Source organism: Lentzea sp. NBC_00516, assembly GCF_036346835.1.
Lineage (GTDB): Bacteria > Actinomycetota > Actinomycetes > Mycobacteriales > Pseudonocardiaceae > Lentzea > Lentzea sokolovensis.
This window is the reverse complement of record NZ_CP107840.1, coordinates 9332219-9349348: the sequence shown is the minus strand read 5'-3', so window position 1 is coordinate 9349348 and position 17130 is coordinate 9332219. Positions and strand designations below refer to the sequence as shown.

Here is a 17130-nt window from a genome sequence, read left to right as displayed (position 1 = left end):
GCTGCTGGGCGTGATCCGAGTTCTCATCGCCGACGACGAAACGCTCATGCGGGCCGGCATCCGGCTGATCCTGGAGAACGACCCGGAGATCACCGTGGTGGCCGAGGCGAGCGACGGCAGGCAGGCCGTCGAGCTGACCCTCAAGCACACGGTCGACGTCGCGTTGCTCGACATCCGCATGCCCGGCGGCGACGGCCTCAAGGCCGCCGAGCAGATCGCGTCGAGGGTCAGCGTCGTCATGCTCACGACGTTCGGCGAGGACTCCTACGTGGCCCAGGCCCTCAAGGTCGGCGCGACCGGGTTCCTGCTCAAGGACACCCCGCCGCAGGAGCTGATCAACGCCGTCCGCAAGGCCGCGCGGGGCGAACCGATCCTCGCCCCGCAGATCACCAAGCGCCTGATCGAGAAGCACCTGCTCGCGCCGAACGACGGGTCGGACGCGCGCCGCAAGATCGACGCGCTCACCGGCACCGAACGCAACGTGCTCAGGCTCGTGGGCGAAGGGCTGTCCAACACCGAGATCGGCGAGCAGCTCTTCATGGCGACCGGCACGGTGAAGGCGCACATCAGCCGGATCCTGCCCAAGCTGGAGTGCGCCAACCGCGTGCAGGCCGCCATCGTGGCCCACGACGCCGGCCTCACCCGGTCGTGATCACCGGGTCGTGAAGCGGTCCAGCGCGCGGATCTTGTTCGTGGCGTCCAGGGCCGCGATCTTGTAGGCCTCGGACAGCGTCGGGTAGTTGAAGACCGTGTCGACCAGGTAGTCGACCGTGCCGCCGCAGCCCATCACGGCCTGGCCGATGTGCACGAGGTCCGTGGCGCCGGTGCCGAACACGTGCACACCGAGGATCTTGCGGTCCACAGTGGACACCAGCAGCTTCAGCATGCCGTACGCGTCGCCGATGATCTGGCCGCGCGCCAGTTCGCGGTACCGGGAGATACCGACCTCGTACGGCACCGCGGACGAGGTGAGCTCGGTCTCCGTCGCGCCGCAGTACGAGATCTCCGGGATCGTGTAGATGCCGATGGGCTGCAACGCCGTCAGGTCGTGCACCGGCTCGCCGAACGCGTGGTACGCGGCCAGGCGACCCTGGTCCATCGACGTCGCGGCCAGCGCCGGGAAGCCGATCACGTCGCCGACGGCGTAGATGTGCTCGACGGGCGTGCGGTAGTGCTCGTCGACGCTCAGCCGGCCGCGGTTGTCCGCTTCCAGCCCGGCGGCGGCGAGGTCCAGCTTCTCGGTGGTGCCCTGCCGGCCCGCGGAGTACATGACGGCGGAGGCCGGGATGCGCTTGCCGGACGCCAGCGTCGTGATGGTGCCGCCCTGCGACACCTCGACGTTCACGACCTTCTCGCCGAAGCGGAACGTCACGGCCTGGTCGCGCAGGTGGAACTTCAACGACTCGACGATCTCCGGGTCGCAGAAGTCGAGCATCTTCTCGCGCTGCTCCACGACCGTGACGCGGGTGCCGAGGGCCGCGAACATCGACGCGTACTCGATGCCGATCACGCCCGCACCGACCACGACCAGCGACGACGGGATCTCGGTGAGCGCGAAGACCTCGTCGGAGTCGAGGATCCGCTCCTCGTCGAAGTCCACGACGGACGGGCGGGCCGGTGTCGTGCCCGTCGCGATGACGATGAACTCGCCGCTGATCGTGGTGTGGTCGCCGCGGTGGGCCCCGTCCACCGTCACGGTGTGCTCGTCCACGAACCGGCCGAAGCCGTTCAGCAGATCGATGCCGTTGCGGTGCAGTTGCGCGCGCACGACCTGCACCTCACGGCCGATCACGTGCTGCGTGCGAGCCATCAGGTCGTTGATGGTGATGTCCTGTTTGACGCGGTAGCTCGCGCCGTACAGCTCGCGCTGGCTCATGCCCGTCAGGAACATGACGGCTTCGCGCAGCGTCTTCGACGGGATCGTTCCCGTGTTCGCGCAGACACCGCCGACCATCTCCTGCTTGTCGATGATCGCTACGCGCTTGCCCAGTTTCGCACCTGCGATCGCCGCCTTCTGGCCACCAGGGCCAGAGCCGATGACGATCAGGTCGTAGTCGTACGGCGTCATGGTCGTCAGCCTACTAAGACGGATTCGATTCCACCCCCGAACGAAATATGAACCTTGCGATGAATTGTGTCGTGCGTGAGTCCATGACAGGACTTCGCACCTTCCGCCTTCCCGAGACCGTCACCGGTTCGGACGACGACGCCGAGCTCGGCCGCCGACTCATCACGGCCTGGCAAGCCGACGGGATCCTGCAGATCGCTACCGACGCGGCACAGGACCGGACCACAGCGGCGGCAATGGCCGCCAGCAGACGGTTCTTCCACGGATTGACGATCGAAGAAAAGTCACGGTTTGTGAGCGACCTGACCTATTCCGGTTACATCGCGTCCGGAGAAGAGGTCACCGACGGCATCGCGGACTATTCGGAGATCTTCACGATCTGCAAGACGTTCCGCTCGACGACTCCCGCGTCGTCGGCAAATGGCCGTGCCACGGACCGGTTCCGTGGCCGGACGAGCGCTACCGCGACGCCATGCGGGAGTTCATGACGATGCTCGGCGGTGCCGGCGAACGCGTCCTTCAGCTCACCGCACTGGGCTTCGGGCTCGACATCGACACGTTCACCAGGCTCACCGCGGACGGCTGGCACCACATGCGGGTGCTGCGCTTCCCCACCAGGTCCGAGAGCGACCGCGGCATCGGCGCGCACACCGACTACGGGATGCTCGTGCTGGCCGCGCAGGACGACGTCGGCGGCCTCTTCGTCCGCCCGCCGATCGAAGGCGAGGACCGGCCGCGCAACTGGCTCGCGGACGAGTCGGCGGCGGGCGGCTTCCAGGACGCCCACGGCTGGAACTTCGTCGCACCGGTCGAGCGCGTCGTCACCGTGTTCCCCGGTGACGTCCTGCAGTTCCTCACCGGCGGCAAGCTGCTGTCCACGCCGCACAAGGTCCTGCTCAACACCCGCGAGCGGTTCACGATGGCTTACTTCCACGAGCCGAACTTCGAGGCCGTCGTGCGCCCGCTGGACGACCCGGACGGCGACACCATCCACTACGGCACGCACTTCACCTCGATGTTCATGCGCTGCTATCCCGATCGCGTCACCACGCGCCGGATCATCGAGGAGGACAGGCTGAAGGTGCTCAGCGAACTCCGGAGTTGCTCCTGAACGGCAGCACCAGGTCCAGCAACCGGACCCTGGCGCGGTAATCGGCGACGCGGTCCGCGAACGGCCGCTGCACGATCCTGTGCACGGCGTCCGCACTCAGGCGCTCGTAGGCGGGAACGGTGTCCTTGCTCAGGAAATCCCAGCGCGCCACCCGGTCCGCGTAGTTGAACGCGGGCAGCGGACCGCCGAACAACGGCCGGTACCGCGCAGGCGTCTTCCCGCCCGGCACCGGCATCGGGCCGGCGACCGTGATCGCGTACGTGACCATCTCGCCGGGCGGTAACAGCCGGGAACGCATGCGGTCGAACTGGTCGGCGATCACCAGGTTCTGCTCGCGGGACGAGAACTCCAGGACCGCCTGCGCCGGATCCGCCCACGCCGCGGTGGTGTCCGGGTCGATGACGCCCGCGTCGCGCAGCTCCTGCACGGCCTGGATCCCGCCGTGCAGGTAGGCGGCGTGCATCGCGCCGAGGTCCATGAAGATGTGCTTCTGCATCGACATCAGCATCGACGAGAACCAGCGCAGTTCCGGGACCGTGCCCAGATCGAGCATTCCGGCGGCGAACGCGGGGGCTCCGATGTTCGCGAAACCCATCCACCGCAACGTGTCCGGGTAGGTCAGGTAGAGCTTCGCGTAGAAGTCGTAGACGGCGAAGATCACCGCGCGGTTGGAGTCCGCGGTGCGTTGAGGGTCCCACTCGGACAGGTTGACGCCCGCGTCCTCGGCGGCGCGGACGATCCAGTAGTGCCACAGCAACGCCTTGAAGCGCGTGGGCGCGATGCCCCTGGCCCGGTATCCGGTCAGCGCCTGCTCCAGCGCGGCACGGTCGGACGGCAGATCGGGGTGCACTCCACCCCGCTGTTCGCCGTTTCCGTTCACCAGCGGCAGATCCAGGTAATCCACCGTGTCCGCTTTGGTAGCACCCATGCTGCCGAGCACGAGCGCCGCCACAACCATGAGCACGCGCATGAACGCGAACTGTATAGGGGCCAAGCACCCATTCTGTTCACAGAAGCCCCCGGTCAAGTGATGTTTTGCGCGTTCGTTAGCACTTTCGGTACCGATGGGGCCATAAATCTCAACAGGGCTACTCCTAATGCCTATACCGTTTGGGCGTGACACTTAAGGTTTCCTTGATCGACGCGGTTCGAGCGGGACTCGAGGAGCTCGCGGATCCGGTGAAGGCACCGGAGATGCAGGCGTACATGAAGTCCGACATGCCGTTCCTCGGTGTGCAGAAACCGGGACGAGTGGCGCTGCTGAAGTCGCTGCCCCAGTTGCCCGGCCGGGACGAGTGGCTCGACGCGATCCAGACGTTGTGGCGCGAGGCCACTTATCGCGAGGAACGCTATGTCGCGCTCTCGCTGAGCGGGGATCGCCGGTTCCAGTCCGTCGACCTGATGCCGTGGTTCGACGAGATGATCGTGACCGGCGCGTGGTGGGACTACGTGGACGAGATCGCGTCGAAGCGCGTCGGGCCGTTGCTGCGCTCGGCACCGGACGTCGTGCGGCCGTTGATGCTGAAGTGGTCCGTCGACGCGGACAGGTGGCGGAGGCGGACGTCGGTGATCTGTCAGCTCGGGTTCAAGGGCGCGACCGACGTCGAGCTGCTGACGGCGTGCGTCGACGCGAACGCGGACGACCCCGACTTCTTCCTGCGCAAGGGGATCGGCTGGGCACTGCGGGAGTTCGCGAAGACCGAACCGGGCTGGGTGCGCGCGTTCGTCGAGGCGCGGCCGGGGCTGTCGCCGTTGTCACGGCGCGAGGCTCTGAAACACCTCTAGTGTCGATCACATGGAGGGGAAGCACGTCAGGCTGGAGCCGCTGTCGCTCGACCACGCCCAGGAGCTGTTCGAGGTCACCCGTGACCCGGACATCTGGACGTGGTTGCTGAGCAGTCAGCCCGCCGTTGTCGACACACGAGCGTCCTTCTCGTGTGTCGACAACGGCGCTTCGCTTCTAGAAATGTCACAGCGTCGACGACATGCGCGCTTGGATCTCCGAAGCGATCGCTGGCCGGGAGGCGTTCGCGCAGATCGAGGTCGCCACCGGACGCGTGGTCGGCACGACGTCGTTCTACGAGGTCGTGCCGGAGCACCGCAGGCTGGTGATCGGCTACACGATCGTCGGCAGCGAGTGGCACGGCACGGCGATCAACCCCGAGGCGAAGCTGCTGTTGCTGTCCGAGGCCTTCGACGTGCGCGGCGCGCTGCGGGTCGGCTGGTACACCGACGCGGCGAACGTGCGCTCGCAGCGGGCGATCGAGAAGCTCGGTGCCTCGAAGGACGGGGTCCTGCGCGCGAACGTCACGCGGCCGGACGGAACGCAGCGGGACACGGTCGTCTACTCGATGGTGCCGTCGGAATGGCCGGCGGCGCGTGAGCGGCTGGCTAGCCGTGTTTCGCGCGACCTGAGTAGGTGAGCGGGAAGACGAGCTCGGCGCACTCCGCCGGCACGTCCTGCGCGACCTCGACCTTCATCGTGACCTCGACCGCGCCACCGGCGGGGATGTCCACGATGTCGGTGAGCGGGACGACGGTCAGCACACCGGCCGGGCAGCCTTCCACGCGCTGCTGGGTGGCGTCGAGCGGCTGACCGGGCACGGCCGACAGGCTCTCGACGATGATGCCGACGGGGTTGGGGTTGGACAGCCGCACCGTGCGTTCGCCCACGGCACCCGGCTTGAGCTCCACGGCCGCGCCGGAGATGTCGTTGATCTCGAACGGCTTGAGCTGCTGCATGCCCGACTCGCCGCTGCTCACGGAGTAGGCCATCGCGGGCGTCTCGGGCTCTGGCCAGGTGAGGTGCATGGCCGCCACGACCGCCGCGCCGAGCATGAGAATCGTCAAGGACACAGCGATCTCAAGGCGCGGACCCAGACTACGCATGGCGCAACTCTCCAGAGTTGTTGCTCCCAGGCGGTGGGTTCGCCAATAGCTCCCCACCGGACCGGCGACCAGACTCGCCCGGTGGTTCATCGCTTCGCCCCTCGGCCCTGGCGGGCCGCGTGGCCAATCTTGGAGAACCTTCACGTACTGCGCAAGCGTCCGACGGTTGCCGATTTCCCCTTGTAATGAAGGACCTTTGGCACCTTGACAGCTACGCAGGGCTACCACCTGCTGGTTTGATCCCAAATCCCGCAATTCGGCATTCAGCCGAACGAGCGAACTTTCACCGGCAATTCATCGGTGTGTCCTGGTGACGTGGAAAGGCCCGGGATTCGCGCGGAACCCCGGGCCTTCGTCCATCGTGGCCGATCAGGCGCGCAGAGCCGCGCCCAGACGTTCGCCGGCGGCGGTGACGGCGGCATCGCGGGCCGCGGTCGCCTCCTCGACGGTCAGCGTGCGGTCCGGCGCCCGGAAGCGCAGCGAGTAAGCGAGCGACTTCTTGCCCTCGCCCAGCTGCTCACCCGTGTACACGTCGAACAGGCGGATGTCCTCGAGCAGGTCGCCCGCGGACGCGCCGAGCACCTCGGACACCGACTGCACCGGCACGGAGGCGTCCACGACCAGCGCGACGTCCAGCAGCACCGGCGGGTACGCCGACACCATCGGGGCCGGGCGGTGGTCGTCCAGCGGCAGCGCGTCCAGGTCGAGCTCGAACGCCACCGTGCGCTTGGGCAGGCCCAGCGCCTCGATCACCTTCGGGTGCAGCTCACCGGCGTGACCGACGGGCCAGTCGCCGACGCGCAGCTCGGCGCAGCGGCCGGGGTGCCACGGCAGCAGGTCCGACGCCACGACGCGCAGGGTGACCCCGTACGCCTGAGCGGCACGACGAGCGGCCTCGACGGCGTCCGACCAGTCGGCGATGCGGCCCTTGCCCCACCAGCCGGCCAGTTCGCGGTGACCCGTGAGGACACCGGCGACGTGCAGCGGCTGGTGCGGCAGCGCGGCCAGCAGCGAGGCCACCTCGGCCTCGGTCGGCCTGCGGTCCACGCCGAGCGCGGGCACGGGCACCTGCTGCGCGCGCGGCAGCGTCACCTGGGCGATGTTGTAGAGCGAGACGTCCTTCGCACCACGGGCCAGGTTCCGCTGGAGGGTCTCCAGGAGACCCGGCAGCAGCGTCGTCGCGAGGACGTTCTTGTCCGCCTCCAACGGGTTCAGCACGCCGACCGTGTTGCGCCGGATGTCGTCGGCGGCCAGACCGAACGCGTCGAACACCGACGGGTCGATGAACGGGAACGGCTTGACCTCGACGAAACCGTCCTCGGCCAGCGTGCGCCACACCGTGCGGCGGCGGCGCTGCTGCTCGGTCAGGCCTCGACCGGCGGGAGCGGGCGGCAGCACGGAGGGAATCGTGTCGTAGCCCTCCAGCCGCAGCACCTCCTCCACCAGGTCGGCGGGCTGCACGAGGTCGGAGCGCCACGTCGGCGGCACGGCCGTGACGATCGTCTGGCCGTCGTCCGAGGTGGTCACGGAGACCTGGCAGCCGATCTGGCCGAGCCGGCGGGCCGTGACGCCACGGGCGTAGCGGACACCGGCGATGCGGTCGGGCAGGTCGATCGGCATCGACACCGGCTCGGACAGCGTGGGCGCGCCCACGTCGGTGCGGCCGGGCTTGATCTGGCCCTCGGCGTAGTGGCCGAGCAGCTTCGCGGCCCGTTCCAGCGCCACCGGTCCGAGAGCCGGGTCGACGGTGCGCTCGAAGCGCTTCGCGGCCTCGGACGGCAGCTTGTGCCGGCGGACCGTGCGCGCGATGGACGCCGGGTCCCAGTTCGCGGCCTCGAGCAGGATGTCCGAGGAGCTGTCGCCGACCTCGGTCGACGCGCCGCCCATGACACCGGCCAAAGAAATGACACCGGAGTCGTCGGCGATCACGATGTCGTCGACGTCCAGCGCGCGAACCTGGTCGTCCAGGGTCGTGAGCTTCTCCCCCGCCAGCGCGCGACGGACCGTCAGCGCACCGGACAGCGAGGCGGCGTCGAACGCGTGCAGCGGCTGGCCCAGTTCGAGCATCACGTAGTTCGTGACGTCGACCGGCAGCGAGATCGACCGCATGCCCGCGAGCATCAGGCGGCGGCGCATCCACCACGGCGTGGGCGCGGTCGGGTCGACACCGGTGACCCGGCGCGCCACGAACCGCGAGCAGCCGGGACGGTCCTCGATGTGGACCGGCCACGCCTCGCCCTCGGGCTCGGGGACCTCGATCAGGCCGGGGTCGCCGAACGGCACGTCGAGCGCGCAGGCGATCTCACGGGCCAGGCCGCGGACCGAGAACGCGTAACCGCGGTCCGGGGTCGGCGCGAGCTCGATGACCGTGTCGTTCAGGCCGAGCAGCTCCAGCGCGTCGTCGCCGGGCTGCGCGGTGCCGGTGGGCAGCACGAGGATGCCGGAGTGGTCGTCGCCGATGCCGAGCTCGTCGGAGGCGCAGATCATGCCCTGGGACACGCGGCCGTACGTCTTGCGCTCGGCGATCGCGAACCCGCCTGGCAGCACGGCGCCGGGCAGCGCGACGACGACCGAGTCGCCCTCGACGAAGTTCGTGGCGCCGCAGATGATCTTGTTGACCTGCTCCGGGCCGACCTCGACCGTGCAGTAGCGGATCGGCTTCTTGAACTCGGTGAGCTCCTCGATCTCGACGACGCGACCGGCGACGATCGGGCCGGTCACGGGACCGAGCGGGCTCACCTCCTCGACCTCGATGCCGATGCGGGTGAACGCCTCGGCGAGCTCGTCGGGCGTGGGGACTTCGTCGAAACCGAGGTGTTCGACCAGCCAGCTGACCGGGATGCGCATCCGGATCAGGCCTCCGTTCCGAATGGCTGGGTGAAGCGGACGTCGCCCTCGACCATGTCGCGCATGTCGGGCAGACCGTTGCGGAACTGCAGCGTGCGCTCCAGGCCCATGCCGAACGCGAAGCCCGAGTAGACGTCCGGGTCGACGCCGGTGGCGCGCAGGACGTTGGGGTTGACCATGCCGCAGCCGCCCCACTCGACCCAGCCCGCGCCGCCCTTCTTCTCCGGGAACCACACGTCGACCTCGGCCGACGGCTCGGTGAAGGGGAAGAAGCTCGGGCGCAGGCGGGTCTTCGAGTCCTCGCCGAACATCGAGCGCGCGAACGCGTCGAGCGTGCCCTTGAGGTGGCCCATCGTCAGGCCCTTGTCGACCGCGAGGCCCTCGACCTGGTGGAACACCGGGGTGTGCGTCGCGTCGAGCTCGTCGGTGCGGAACGTGCGGCCGGGGCACACGACGTACACCGGGAGCTCGCGGTCGAGCAGCGTGCGGGCCTGCACGGGCGAGGTGTGCGTGCGCAGGACCAGCTGCGAGTCACCCGGCGCGACGTAGAACGTGTCCTGCATCGAGCGGGCCGGGTGGTCCTTGCCGAAGTTCAGCGCGTCGAAGTTGAACCACTCGGTCTCGAGCTCGGGGCCCTCGGCGATCTCGTAGCCCATGGCCACGAAGACGTCACCGATGCGCTCGGCGAGCGTGGTGATCGGGTGGCGCGCGCCGCGCGGGAAGCGGTCCCAGGGCAGCGTGACGTCGACGGACTCCTCGCGCAGCACCCGCTCGTCGCGCTCGACCTGGAGCACGGCGTGGCGCTCCTCGAACGCGGTCTTGACGGCGGACTGCGCCTCGTTCACGCGCTTGCCGGCCTCGGCCTTGGCCTTGGGGGGCAGGGCGCCGATCTCGCGGCGGGCCAGCAGCACGGGCGACCGGTCGCCGAGGTGGCCGGGCTTGACCGCGGCCAGTGCCTCGAGGTCGGCAGCTCCGGCGAACGCCTCGCGCGCCTTCTGCACGGCCGCGTCGAGGTTCTCGGCCGACAGCGCCGCGACCTGCTTCGGGTCGTACGGGTCGTTGGCTCCGGACATGGTTTGTGGACAGCTCCCAGTTTCGACCCACACAGCGGACATCAGGTAATCAACAGGCCGATCCTAGTGGGTGCGCTGTTGACCGCTCCGGGACGTTCCGTTAAAGAGCGGCATCGCCCTCACGTCGTCCCTAGGATGGGCGGCATCATGTCGCACACCTTCCGCGTCGACCTGCGCGGCATCATCGACCTGCTCAGCCACCACCTGTACAGCAGCCCGCGCGTCTACGTGCGTGAACTGCTGCAGAACGCCGTCGACGCGATCACGGCGAGGCGCGAGCTCGACCCGTCCTGCCCCGCCGACGTCACGATCACCTGCGGCTCCACGCTGACGATCACCGACACCGGCGTGGGGCTCACCGAGAACGAGGTCCACGAGCTGTTGTCCACGCTCGGCCGCACGTCGAAGCGGGACGACCTGGGGTTCGCCCGCGAGGGGTTCCTCGGCCAGTTCGGCGTCGGCATGCTGTCGTGCTTCCTCGTCGCCTCGTCCGTGACGGTCGTCACGCGGTCCTCTCGCGGCGGTCCGGCCGTGCAGTGGGAGGCGGACTCGTCCGGCAACTACACCGTGTCCGTTGTAGACGGTGAGGTGCCGGTCGGTACGACGGTGAAGCTGAGTGCCTCGCGCGGCAACGAGCACTGGCTCGAAGCCGACGTCGTGCGGCCGCTGGTGAGCGACTACGGCGATCTGCTGCCGGCCACCGTGACGCTGGACGGCGCCGTCATGACGCGGGGCGAACGCCCGTGGGACGACGAGGACGCCGATCTCTCCGCGTACTGCGAGCAGGTCCTGGGGTTCACGCCGTTCGAGGCGATCCCGATCGAGGTCGAGGCGGCGGGACTGACCGGCGTCGCGTTCGTGCTGCCGTCCGGGGTCCATCCCGGGACGCGCCAGACGCACCGGGTGTACCTGAAGCGGATGCTGGTCGGCGACAACGTCGAGGGCCTGCTGCCGGACTGGGCGTACTTCGTGCGGTGCGTGGTCGACGCGTCCGCGATCCGGCCGACGGCGTCGCGCGAGTCGCTCTACCAGGACGAGATGCTGCTGGCGGTGCGCGAGGAGCTGGGCGAGCAGATCCGCGACTGGCTGATCAGGCTGGACGCGATCGAACCGCGCCGGGCCGGTGAGCTGCTGGCCGCACACCACCTGGGCATCAAGTCGCTGGCGCGCTCGGACGACGAGATGCTGCGGCTGGTCGAGCGGTGGCTGCCGTTCGAGACCACCGAGGGCGCGATCCCGTTGCGGCAGTTCAAGCGCAAGCACGGCGCGATCCTCTACATCCCGGACGTCGACGAGTTCCACCAGCTGGCGCCGGTCGCGGCCGCGCAGGGCCTGGGGCTCGTGAACGCCGGCTACGCCTACGACATGGAGCTGCTGAACCGGCTCAGCGCGCTGGACGGCCCGGCCGTCGCGCGCCGGGTGGCTCCCTCGGAGCTGCTGGCGGCGCTGGCCGATCCGGAACCGGCGATCGAGACGGCGCTGCGGTCGCGGCTGGCGGAGGGCGCTGCGGCGCTGGACCGGCACGACTGCGACGCGGTGATCCGCGACTTCGACCCCGTCTCGTTGCCCGCGTTGCTGATCAGCAACGCCGAGCAGCAGCGCAAGCTCGACACCGAGCAGACCGCGGAGGAGGTGACGGACCCGTTGTGGGCGGAGCTGCTGGGCCAGCTGACCGCCGGGTCCAGTTCGTCACGTCCCGAGCAGCTGGTGCTCAACTGCCGCAACCCGTTGGTGCAACGGCTCGCACGGTTGAACGACCCGTCGCTGGTGGAGCTGACGCTCGAATCTCTTTACGTGCACGCCGTTCTGCAGGCTCGGCGAGCGATGCGACCGAAGGACACGGCGGCGCTGAACCGCTCGTTCCTGGAACTGCTGGACCGCGCCGTTGGGGGTAAGTGAACATGGCCGACTTCACCGCTGAAGACGCGGAGAGGGCGTTCCTGGAGGCGTACAACATGCCTACGGGCATGCCGAAGCACGAGGCGCTGGAACGGGCCGCGCGCATGTCCGACGCGCTCGGGCACCTGCCGCTCGGGGTGTCGTGCCGGACCGCGCTGATCGACTCGGCCTACTACCTGTCGCGCTACGACCTGATGCTCGCGCCGTTCGCGTGGGTGCGGGCCGCGGAGGAGAAGGACCCCGAGGCGTTCAACGAGTACGAGGTCCACTCGCTGAACTGGGCGCACAAGTGGATCGCGACGGGCCTGCGCCGGGACCCGAAGTTCTCGCTGGAGCAGCTGCAGGCCGTGATCGGCCAGCTCGCGGACCGCTACGGGAAGCTCGGTTTCTCGGTGCAGCCGGTGCACGGCGCCCGCGCCGAGTACGCGTACCACATCGGTGACATGGTCGGGCTTGCCGAACAGCTCGGGCGTTACCTCGCCACGGAACGCGGGCCGATGGCGGACTGCGAGGCCTGCGTGATCGAGGAGCAGGTCTGGATGCTGGCGCGGCTGGGCCGTCACCAGGAAGCCGCCGCGCACGGCTGGGAGGGCCTGTCGGGCAACACCGGCTGCGCCACGCAGCCGCAGGGCATCCTGTCCGCGCTGCTGTGGCCGTTGCTGGAGACCGGCGAGGTCGAGAAGGCCGCGCACGCGCACACCACGGCGTACCGGTTGATCAAGGACGACGAGATCACCTCGTACGTGCACGAACACATCCGGTTCTGCGCGTTGACGGGCAACCTGTCGCGCGGCGAGGAGATCCTGCGCCGGTCGCTGCACAAGGTGACGGGCGTGCAGCTGCCGGCCGACGAGATGTCGTTCGCGCAGTGCGCTTCCGTTCTGCTGCAGCGCCTTCCGGCCGACACGGTGTTCGAGGTCCCCGCGGTCGGGTCGCGGACGGCCGCCGAGCTGCTCGACCGGCTGTCGAAGCGCGCGATCCAGCTCGCGAAGCAGTTCGACGAGCGCAACGGCACGTCCGCGTGGCTCGACCGGGTCACGCTGTCGTTGGAGCAGAAGGACTACCCGGCGGTCGAGCTCGCGATGCCGGCCGCACCGGTGGCCGCTCCGGTCGAGGAGTCCGTCGTGTTCGGCGACCCGGTGGAGATCGCCGAGTCGATGGTGCTGCTGTACGAGCAGGGCGACTTCGTGAAGGCGCGGCGGATGCTCGACTCGCTGCCCGCGGACATGGACTCGTTGCTGCCGCCCGATCTCGCGGCGCACGCGGGCATCCGGCGGATGACGACCGGGCTGGTGCCGTTCGACCCGGCGGCGTTCGACGAGATGCTGACGGCGCTGCCCGCCGACCTCGCGCTGCGGTACCAGGCGCGGCTCGCGATGGGCCTGGAAGGTGGGTTGCAGCTCGCCGAACGGTGCCTGGCCGAGGCGACGACCGACTACACGCGGACGGTCGCGGCGCTGACGCTGGCCGAGCTGCACGACGACGCGCACGCACACGAGCGGGCCGACGAGATGATCGCGCTGGCGTCCTCTTTGGACGTTCCGGAACTGCGCGGCCGGGTCGTGATCGAGTCCGCGGAGCACAAGGCACGGCAGCAGGACGTCGAAGGCGCCTACACGGACGTGCTGACGGCCATGTCGGGCGAGCTACCGTTGAACGCGCGGTTCGAGGGCTACCGGCTGCAACTGCGACTGGAGACCGTGCTGCGCAAGGTCACGGAGGCGGTGGCGACGGCGCGTGCGTTCGTGTCGGCGTTCCCGCTGCCGGAGTCGGCGGAGGCACGCTGGTACCAGGTCGCGGCGATCCAGGAGCTGGACCAGGAAGGTGCCTGCCTGGGCGATCTCCGCGAGGCCGTGGCGATCTCGCGCGTGCACCTCTCCCCCGGCCACACCGCGCACTTCTGCTTCGCGTTGAGTGGCGGATACGTGCAGACGGACCGGTTCGTCGAGGCAGCCGAGGTGCTCGAGGAGTCGTTGCGGCTGTTGCAGGACGGCCAGGAGGACCTGCGGCTGCAGGTGGTGTTCCGGCTCGGGCAGGTGTGCCGCAAGCTGGGCGAACTCCCTGCTGCCGAGCGCTATCTGCGCGAGGCCGCGGATCTGCTGCCGCCAGAGGAGACGGGACGGCGGGCGTTCCTGCTCGACGCGCTCGCCTCGGTGCAGGGCCGGCTGGACAAGCACGACGAGGCGATGGCGTCCTGGCGCGCCGGTGCCGCGCTGTGGCAGCAGGAGGGCAACCTCTCGGAGGCGATCGGCTCGCTGGTCGAGCTGGCGTCGAACCTGCCCGACGAGGAGATCACCGAGACGCGTGCGGCCGTGGACGAGGCCGAGGCGCTGCTGCCGTTGCTGGACGACCCGACCGAGGTCACCCGCAGGCAGGCGGAGATCGCCGCGATCCGCGCGTGGGTGCACGGCCAGGCCGGCGAGTTCGCGCTGGCGATGAAGCAGTACCGCGACGCCGAAGCGCTGGTGGTGTCGCTGGGCGACGAGGGCTGGCGGGTGTTCGTCGTGCTGAAGGCGGCGCACGTGCTCCTCAACGCCGACGACGCCGAGGGCGCGGAGACCGAGGCGCGCCGGGCTGCATCGCTGCTGCCCGACGACAACCAGGTCTCCACCGTGCTCTCGGTGCTGTCGGAGGCGTTGCGGCGCCAGAACAAACCGTCCGGCACCGATCCGCTCGTGCGCGAGTTGACCGCCCGGCTGGATTGATCAGGTGGTGGTCGCTGGATGTCAGCTCGACGCGCTTTTCGTCGAGCTGACATCCAGCCCAGGGGTGGCCTGCTCTGGAGTGTGCGCAGTCGCCTTCTCGTAGGCGACCTCGAACGCCTCGTCCGCGGGCACGCTGATGTGCGGGACGACGCCGACGCCTTCCCAGTTGGTGCCGGAGATCGGATTGATGGCGCGGCCGTTCGGAACCGCGGACTTGAGGTGCGGGCCGACGCGGTAGCGGTCGCCGGGGTGGGCGCCGCCCCTGGTGGTCTCGCCGACGAGGGTGGCGCGCTCGTTCTGCTGGAGGTTGTAGCTCAGTTCCTCGCCACCGGAGAACGTGCGGGCGCTGGTGAGGACGTAGACCGGCTTCGTGCCGCCGAACTTCGGGCCTGGCACGTGCGGGAGCGTCCAGAACTGCTGGGTGGTGTCGTCCACGCGGTTGTAGATGTCGTTGAGGTGCACGGGTTCGTCGAACAGGTAGCTGCAGATCAGCGCGACCGTGTGCGGGTCGCCGCCGACGTTGCCGCGCAGGTCGATGATCAACGCGTCGGTGTGCGCGATGAGGTTCATCGCGGCGACGACGGCCGGGGTGGCGATGTCGGCGTCGTGCAGCAGGCGGATCTCGAGCAGGCCGATGTTGCCTTCGAGCCGCTCGATCTTGCGGATGCCGAACGCGTCCAGTTCGGCTTCCAACTTGTAGGCCACCGGGTCCCAGGCCGACTCCTGGCCGGTCTCGGGGACCTCCTCGGCGCTGTAGAGCAGGCGGAGATGCTTGTCGCCGTTGACGCTCTGCAGGTCCGCGGTCACCTTGGCCGCGAACTCCTCGTCATCGTCCACATCGGAGTAAGCGCCCTCGTCCAGACGAGCGCGCAGGACTTTCGCGATCTCGTTGGCAGTGTCCGGAAAGACGTAGTAGGAAGCGAGCTGGGAGCACAGGACTTCGATCTCTGATTCGCGCACGGGGCGCACAGTAATCGCGCGCCCGGCACCCGTCAGCTCAATTCCGCTGGTCCCTGGCGGAGGCGTAAAGGCAGACAGCGGCCGCCGTCGCGAGGTTCAGGCTCTCGGCGGCGCCGTACAGCGGAACCTTCAGCGACGTGTCCAGCTTCGCCACGACGTCGTCGGGCAGGCCGTGGGCCTCGCTGCCGAACACCCACGCGGTCGGCCGGCTGAGTTCGCCCTGCGTGGAGGCCTCGACCAGGTCCTGTTTCGCGTAGCCGTCGGCGGCCACGAGCCTCAGGCCGGCCTGACGGCACGCGGCGAAGACCTCGTCCGCGTCACGGGACCGGGCGATCGGCAGGTGGAAGAGCGAGCCGGTGGAGGCGCGCACGCACTTGCCGTTGTGCGGATCGACCGTGTCGCCCGCGAAGATCACCGCGTCCGCTCCGGCCGCGTCCGCCACGCGCGTGACGGTGCCCGCGTTGCCGGGATCGGAGACGCCGTAGAGCACGGCGACGAGGCGCGGAGTTCCTTGCAGCGCCTGGTCGAGAGGCTGCGGGACGGCGTCGCAGACCGCGACGATGCCTTGGGGCGTCACGGTTTCCGACAACGAGTCGGCGGCCTTGTCGGTCACCTCGCTGATCCGGATGCCCTGGTTCGAGGCGGTCTGGAGCAGTTCGGCGTTGCGCTGCGCGGCCGTCGCCGTGACGAAGAGTTCGTGCACCTCGCCGTTTTTCCAGGCGAGTGCCTCGCGCACGGCCTGGGCGCCCTCGACGAGGAAACGCCCTGCCTTGTCGCGGCCCTGGCGGCGGGTCAGGTGGCGAGCAGCAACGACCCGAGGCGTCCGTTCGGTGAACGGATCTGCCTCGGGTCGGTGGTGCGCGCGAGCGTTGTCGCTCAGGCCTGGCTCCCGGCCGGAGCGTTCACGTCGGCCGGGAGCGCCTTGCGGGCGATCTCGACGAGCGCCGTGAAGGCGGTGGCGTCGTGGACGGCGAGGTCCGCGAGGATCTTGCGGTCGACCTCGACACCGCCCAGGCGCAGGCCCTGGATGAGGCGGTTGTAGGTCATGCCGTTCGCACGGGACGCAGCGTTGATGCGCTGGATCCACAGCTTGCGGAAGTCGCCCTTGCGCGCACGGCGGTCGCGGTACGCGTAGTTGAGCGAGTGGAGCACCTGCTCCTTGGCCTTGCGGTACAGCCTCGAACGCTGGCCGCGGTAACCGCTGGCCAGTTCGAGAACGGTACGACGCTTCTTCTGGGCGTTTACAGCCCGCTTGACGCGTGCCACGGGTACATCCTGTCGATCTCATGGGGAAACCGGCGTCGGGGGCCGGTTTCCCGAATTAGCTAGGGGGTGTCGAAGCGGGTCAGAGACCGAGCAGCTTCTTGATGCGCGGAGCGTCGTGGTCGGACACGACCGCGGTGCCGCTCATGCGACGCGTCACCTTGCTGGACTTCTTCTCCAGGATGTGGCGCTTGCCGGCCTTCTCCCGCAGGATCTTGCCGCTGCCCGTGACCTTGAAGCGCTTCGAGGTCCCGCTGTGCGTCTTGTTCTTCGGCATTTCCGTCCTCGTCTCGTGCTACCCACCGGGTCGGGGGC

16 protein-coding genes are annotated in these 17130 nt (G+C 69.1%); 7 read left to right on the top strand and 9 right to left on the bottom strand.

Annotated features, from left to right (window positions below; translation table 11 throughout):
- Nucleotides 1–10 precede the first annotated feature (10 nt).
- Entirely contained in the window at nt 11–652 is a 642-nt protein-coding gene (locus OG205_RS43550; RefSeq protein WP_330273593.1) for a response regulator transcription factor, read from the top strand.
- On the opposite strand, the gene sthA is transcribed toward OG205_RS43550, so the two are convergent.
- Nucleotides 653–2068, bottom strand: a complete 1416-nt coding sequence (gene sthA, locus OG205_RS43545) for a Si-specific NAD(P)(+) transhydrogenase (RefSeq protein ID WP_319976973.1) — start codon at nt 2066–2068, stop codon at nt 653–655.
- Nucleotides 2069–2139: 71 nt separating this feature from the next.
- Between sthA and OG205_RS43540 the strand changes: the two genes are divergently transcribed.
- Together OG205_RS43540 and OG205_RS43535 are read left to right on the top strand one after the other, a co-directional pair.
- Nucleotides 2140–2556 carry a 2-oxoglutarate and iron-dependent oxygenase domain-containing protein gene (locus OG205_RS43540; protein WP_330273592.1) on the top strand — a complete coding sequence of 139 codons (417 nt, stop codon included), beginning with the start codon at nt 2140–2142 and terminating at the stop codon, nt 2554–2556.
- A complete protein-coding gene (locus OG205_RS43535; protein ID WP_330273591.1) occupies nt 2541–3179 on the top strand; it encodes a 2OG-Fe(II) oxygenase family protein in 639 nt (212 codons plus the stop codon). Before OG205_RS43540 ends, OG205_RS43535 begins: the two co-directional genes overlap by 16 nt.
- On the opposite strand, the gene OG205_RS43530 is transcribed toward OG205_RS43535, so the two are convergent.
- Nucleotides 3154–4149, bottom strand: coding sequence for a hypothetical protein (locus tag OG205_RS43530; protein WP_330273590.1), 996 nt, complete (start codon nt 4147–4149; stop codon nt 3154–3156). The genes OG205_RS43535 and OG205_RS43530 overlap by 26 nt on opposite strands.
- A 146-nt stretch (nt 4150–4295) precedes the next feature.
- On the opposite strand from OG205_RS43530, the gene OG205_RS43525 reads away from it, so the two are divergent.
- Together OG205_RS43525 and OG205_RS43520 are read left to right on the top strand one after the other, a co-directional pair.
- Nucleotides 4296–4964 (top strand): DNA alkylation repair protein, encoded by a 669-nt coding sequence (locus tag OG205_RS43525; protein ID WP_330273589.1) that lies wholly within the window; start codon nt 4296–4298, stop codon nt 4962–4964.
- A gap of 200 nt (nt 4965–5164) precedes the next feature.
- A complete protein-coding gene (locus OG205_RS43520) occupies nt 5165–5602 on the top strand; it encodes a GNAT family N-acetyltransferase (RefSeq protein ID WP_330273588.1) in 438 nt (145 codons plus the stop codon).
- Here OG205_RS43520 and OG205_RS43515 read toward each other — a convergent pair.
- The 3 genes from OG205_RS43515 to pheS form a co-directional block, all read right to left on the bottom strand.
- On the bottom strand, nt 5571–6068 hold the full coding sequence (locus OG205_RS43515; protein ID WP_330273587.1) for a hypothetical protein: 498 nt from the start codon (nt 6066–6068) through the stop codon (nt 5571–5573). The genes OG205_RS43520 and OG205_RS43515 overlap by 32 nt on opposite strands.
- A 369-nt stretch (nt 6069–6437) precedes the next feature.
- Entirely contained in the window at nt 6438–8915 is a 2478-nt protein-coding gene (gene pheT / locus OG205_RS43510) for a phenylalanine--tRNA ligase subunit beta (RefSeq protein ID WP_330273586.1), read from the bottom strand.
- A 5-nt stretch (nt 8916–8920) separates the two neighbouring features.
- Nucleotides 8921–9988: a phenylalanine--tRNA ligase subunit alpha gene (pheS, locus tag OG205_RS43505; RefSeq protein ID WP_330273585.1), complete on the bottom strand. Its 1068-nt coding sequence runs from the start codon at nt 9986–9988 to the stop codon at nt 8921–8923.
- 147 nt (nt 9989–10135) lie between these two features.
- Between pheS and OG205_RS43500 the strand changes: the two genes are divergently transcribed.
- Together OG205_RS43500 and OG205_RS43495 are read left to right on the top strand one after the other, a co-directional pair.
- Nucleotides 10136–11887 (top strand): HSP90 family protein, encoded by a 1752-nt coding sequence (locus OG205_RS43500; protein WP_330273584.1) that lies wholly within the window; start codon nt 10136–10138, stop codon nt 11885–11887.
- A 2-nt stretch (nt 11888–11889) separates the two neighbouring features.
- Nucleotides 11890–14592, top strand: a complete 2703-nt coding sequence (locus OG205_RS43495; RefSeq protein ID WP_330273583.1) for a hypothetical protein — start codon at nt 11890–11892, stop codon at nt 14590–14592.
- Between the two features lie 21 nt (nt 14593–14613).
- Here the strand turns inward: OG205_RS43495 and OG205_RS43490 are convergent, their stop codons facing one another.
- From OG205_RS43490 to rpmI, 4 genes are all read right to left on the bottom strand, one after another.
- Nucleotides 14614–15561: a S41 family peptidase gene (locus OG205_RS43490; RefSeq protein WP_330273582.1), complete on the bottom strand. Its 948-nt coding sequence runs from the start codon at nt 15559–15561 to the stop codon at nt 14614–14616.
- Between the two features lie 28 nt (nt 15562–15589).
- On the bottom strand, nt 15590–16432 hold the full coding sequence (locus OG205_RS43485) for a TrmH family RNA methyltransferase (protein ID WP_330278366.1): 843 nt from the start codon (nt 16430–16432) through the stop codon (nt 15590–15592).
- Nucleotides 16429–16818 (bottom strand): 50S ribosomal protein L20, encoded by a 390-nt coding sequence (rplT, locus tag OG205_RS43480; RefSeq protein WP_319976984.1) that lies wholly within the window; start codon nt 16816–16818, stop codon nt 16429–16431. The genes OG205_RS43485 and rplT overlap by 4 nt, the downstream gene beginning before the upstream one ends.
- Before the next feature lie 79 nt (nt 16819–16897).
- Nucleotides 16898–17092: a 50S ribosomal protein L35 gene (rpmI, locus tag OG205_RS43475; RefSeq protein ID WP_258948200.1), complete on the bottom strand. Its 195-nt coding sequence runs from the start codon at nt 17090–17092 to the stop codon at nt 16898–16900.
- Between the last annotated feature and the right edge of the window lie 38 nt (nt 17093–17130).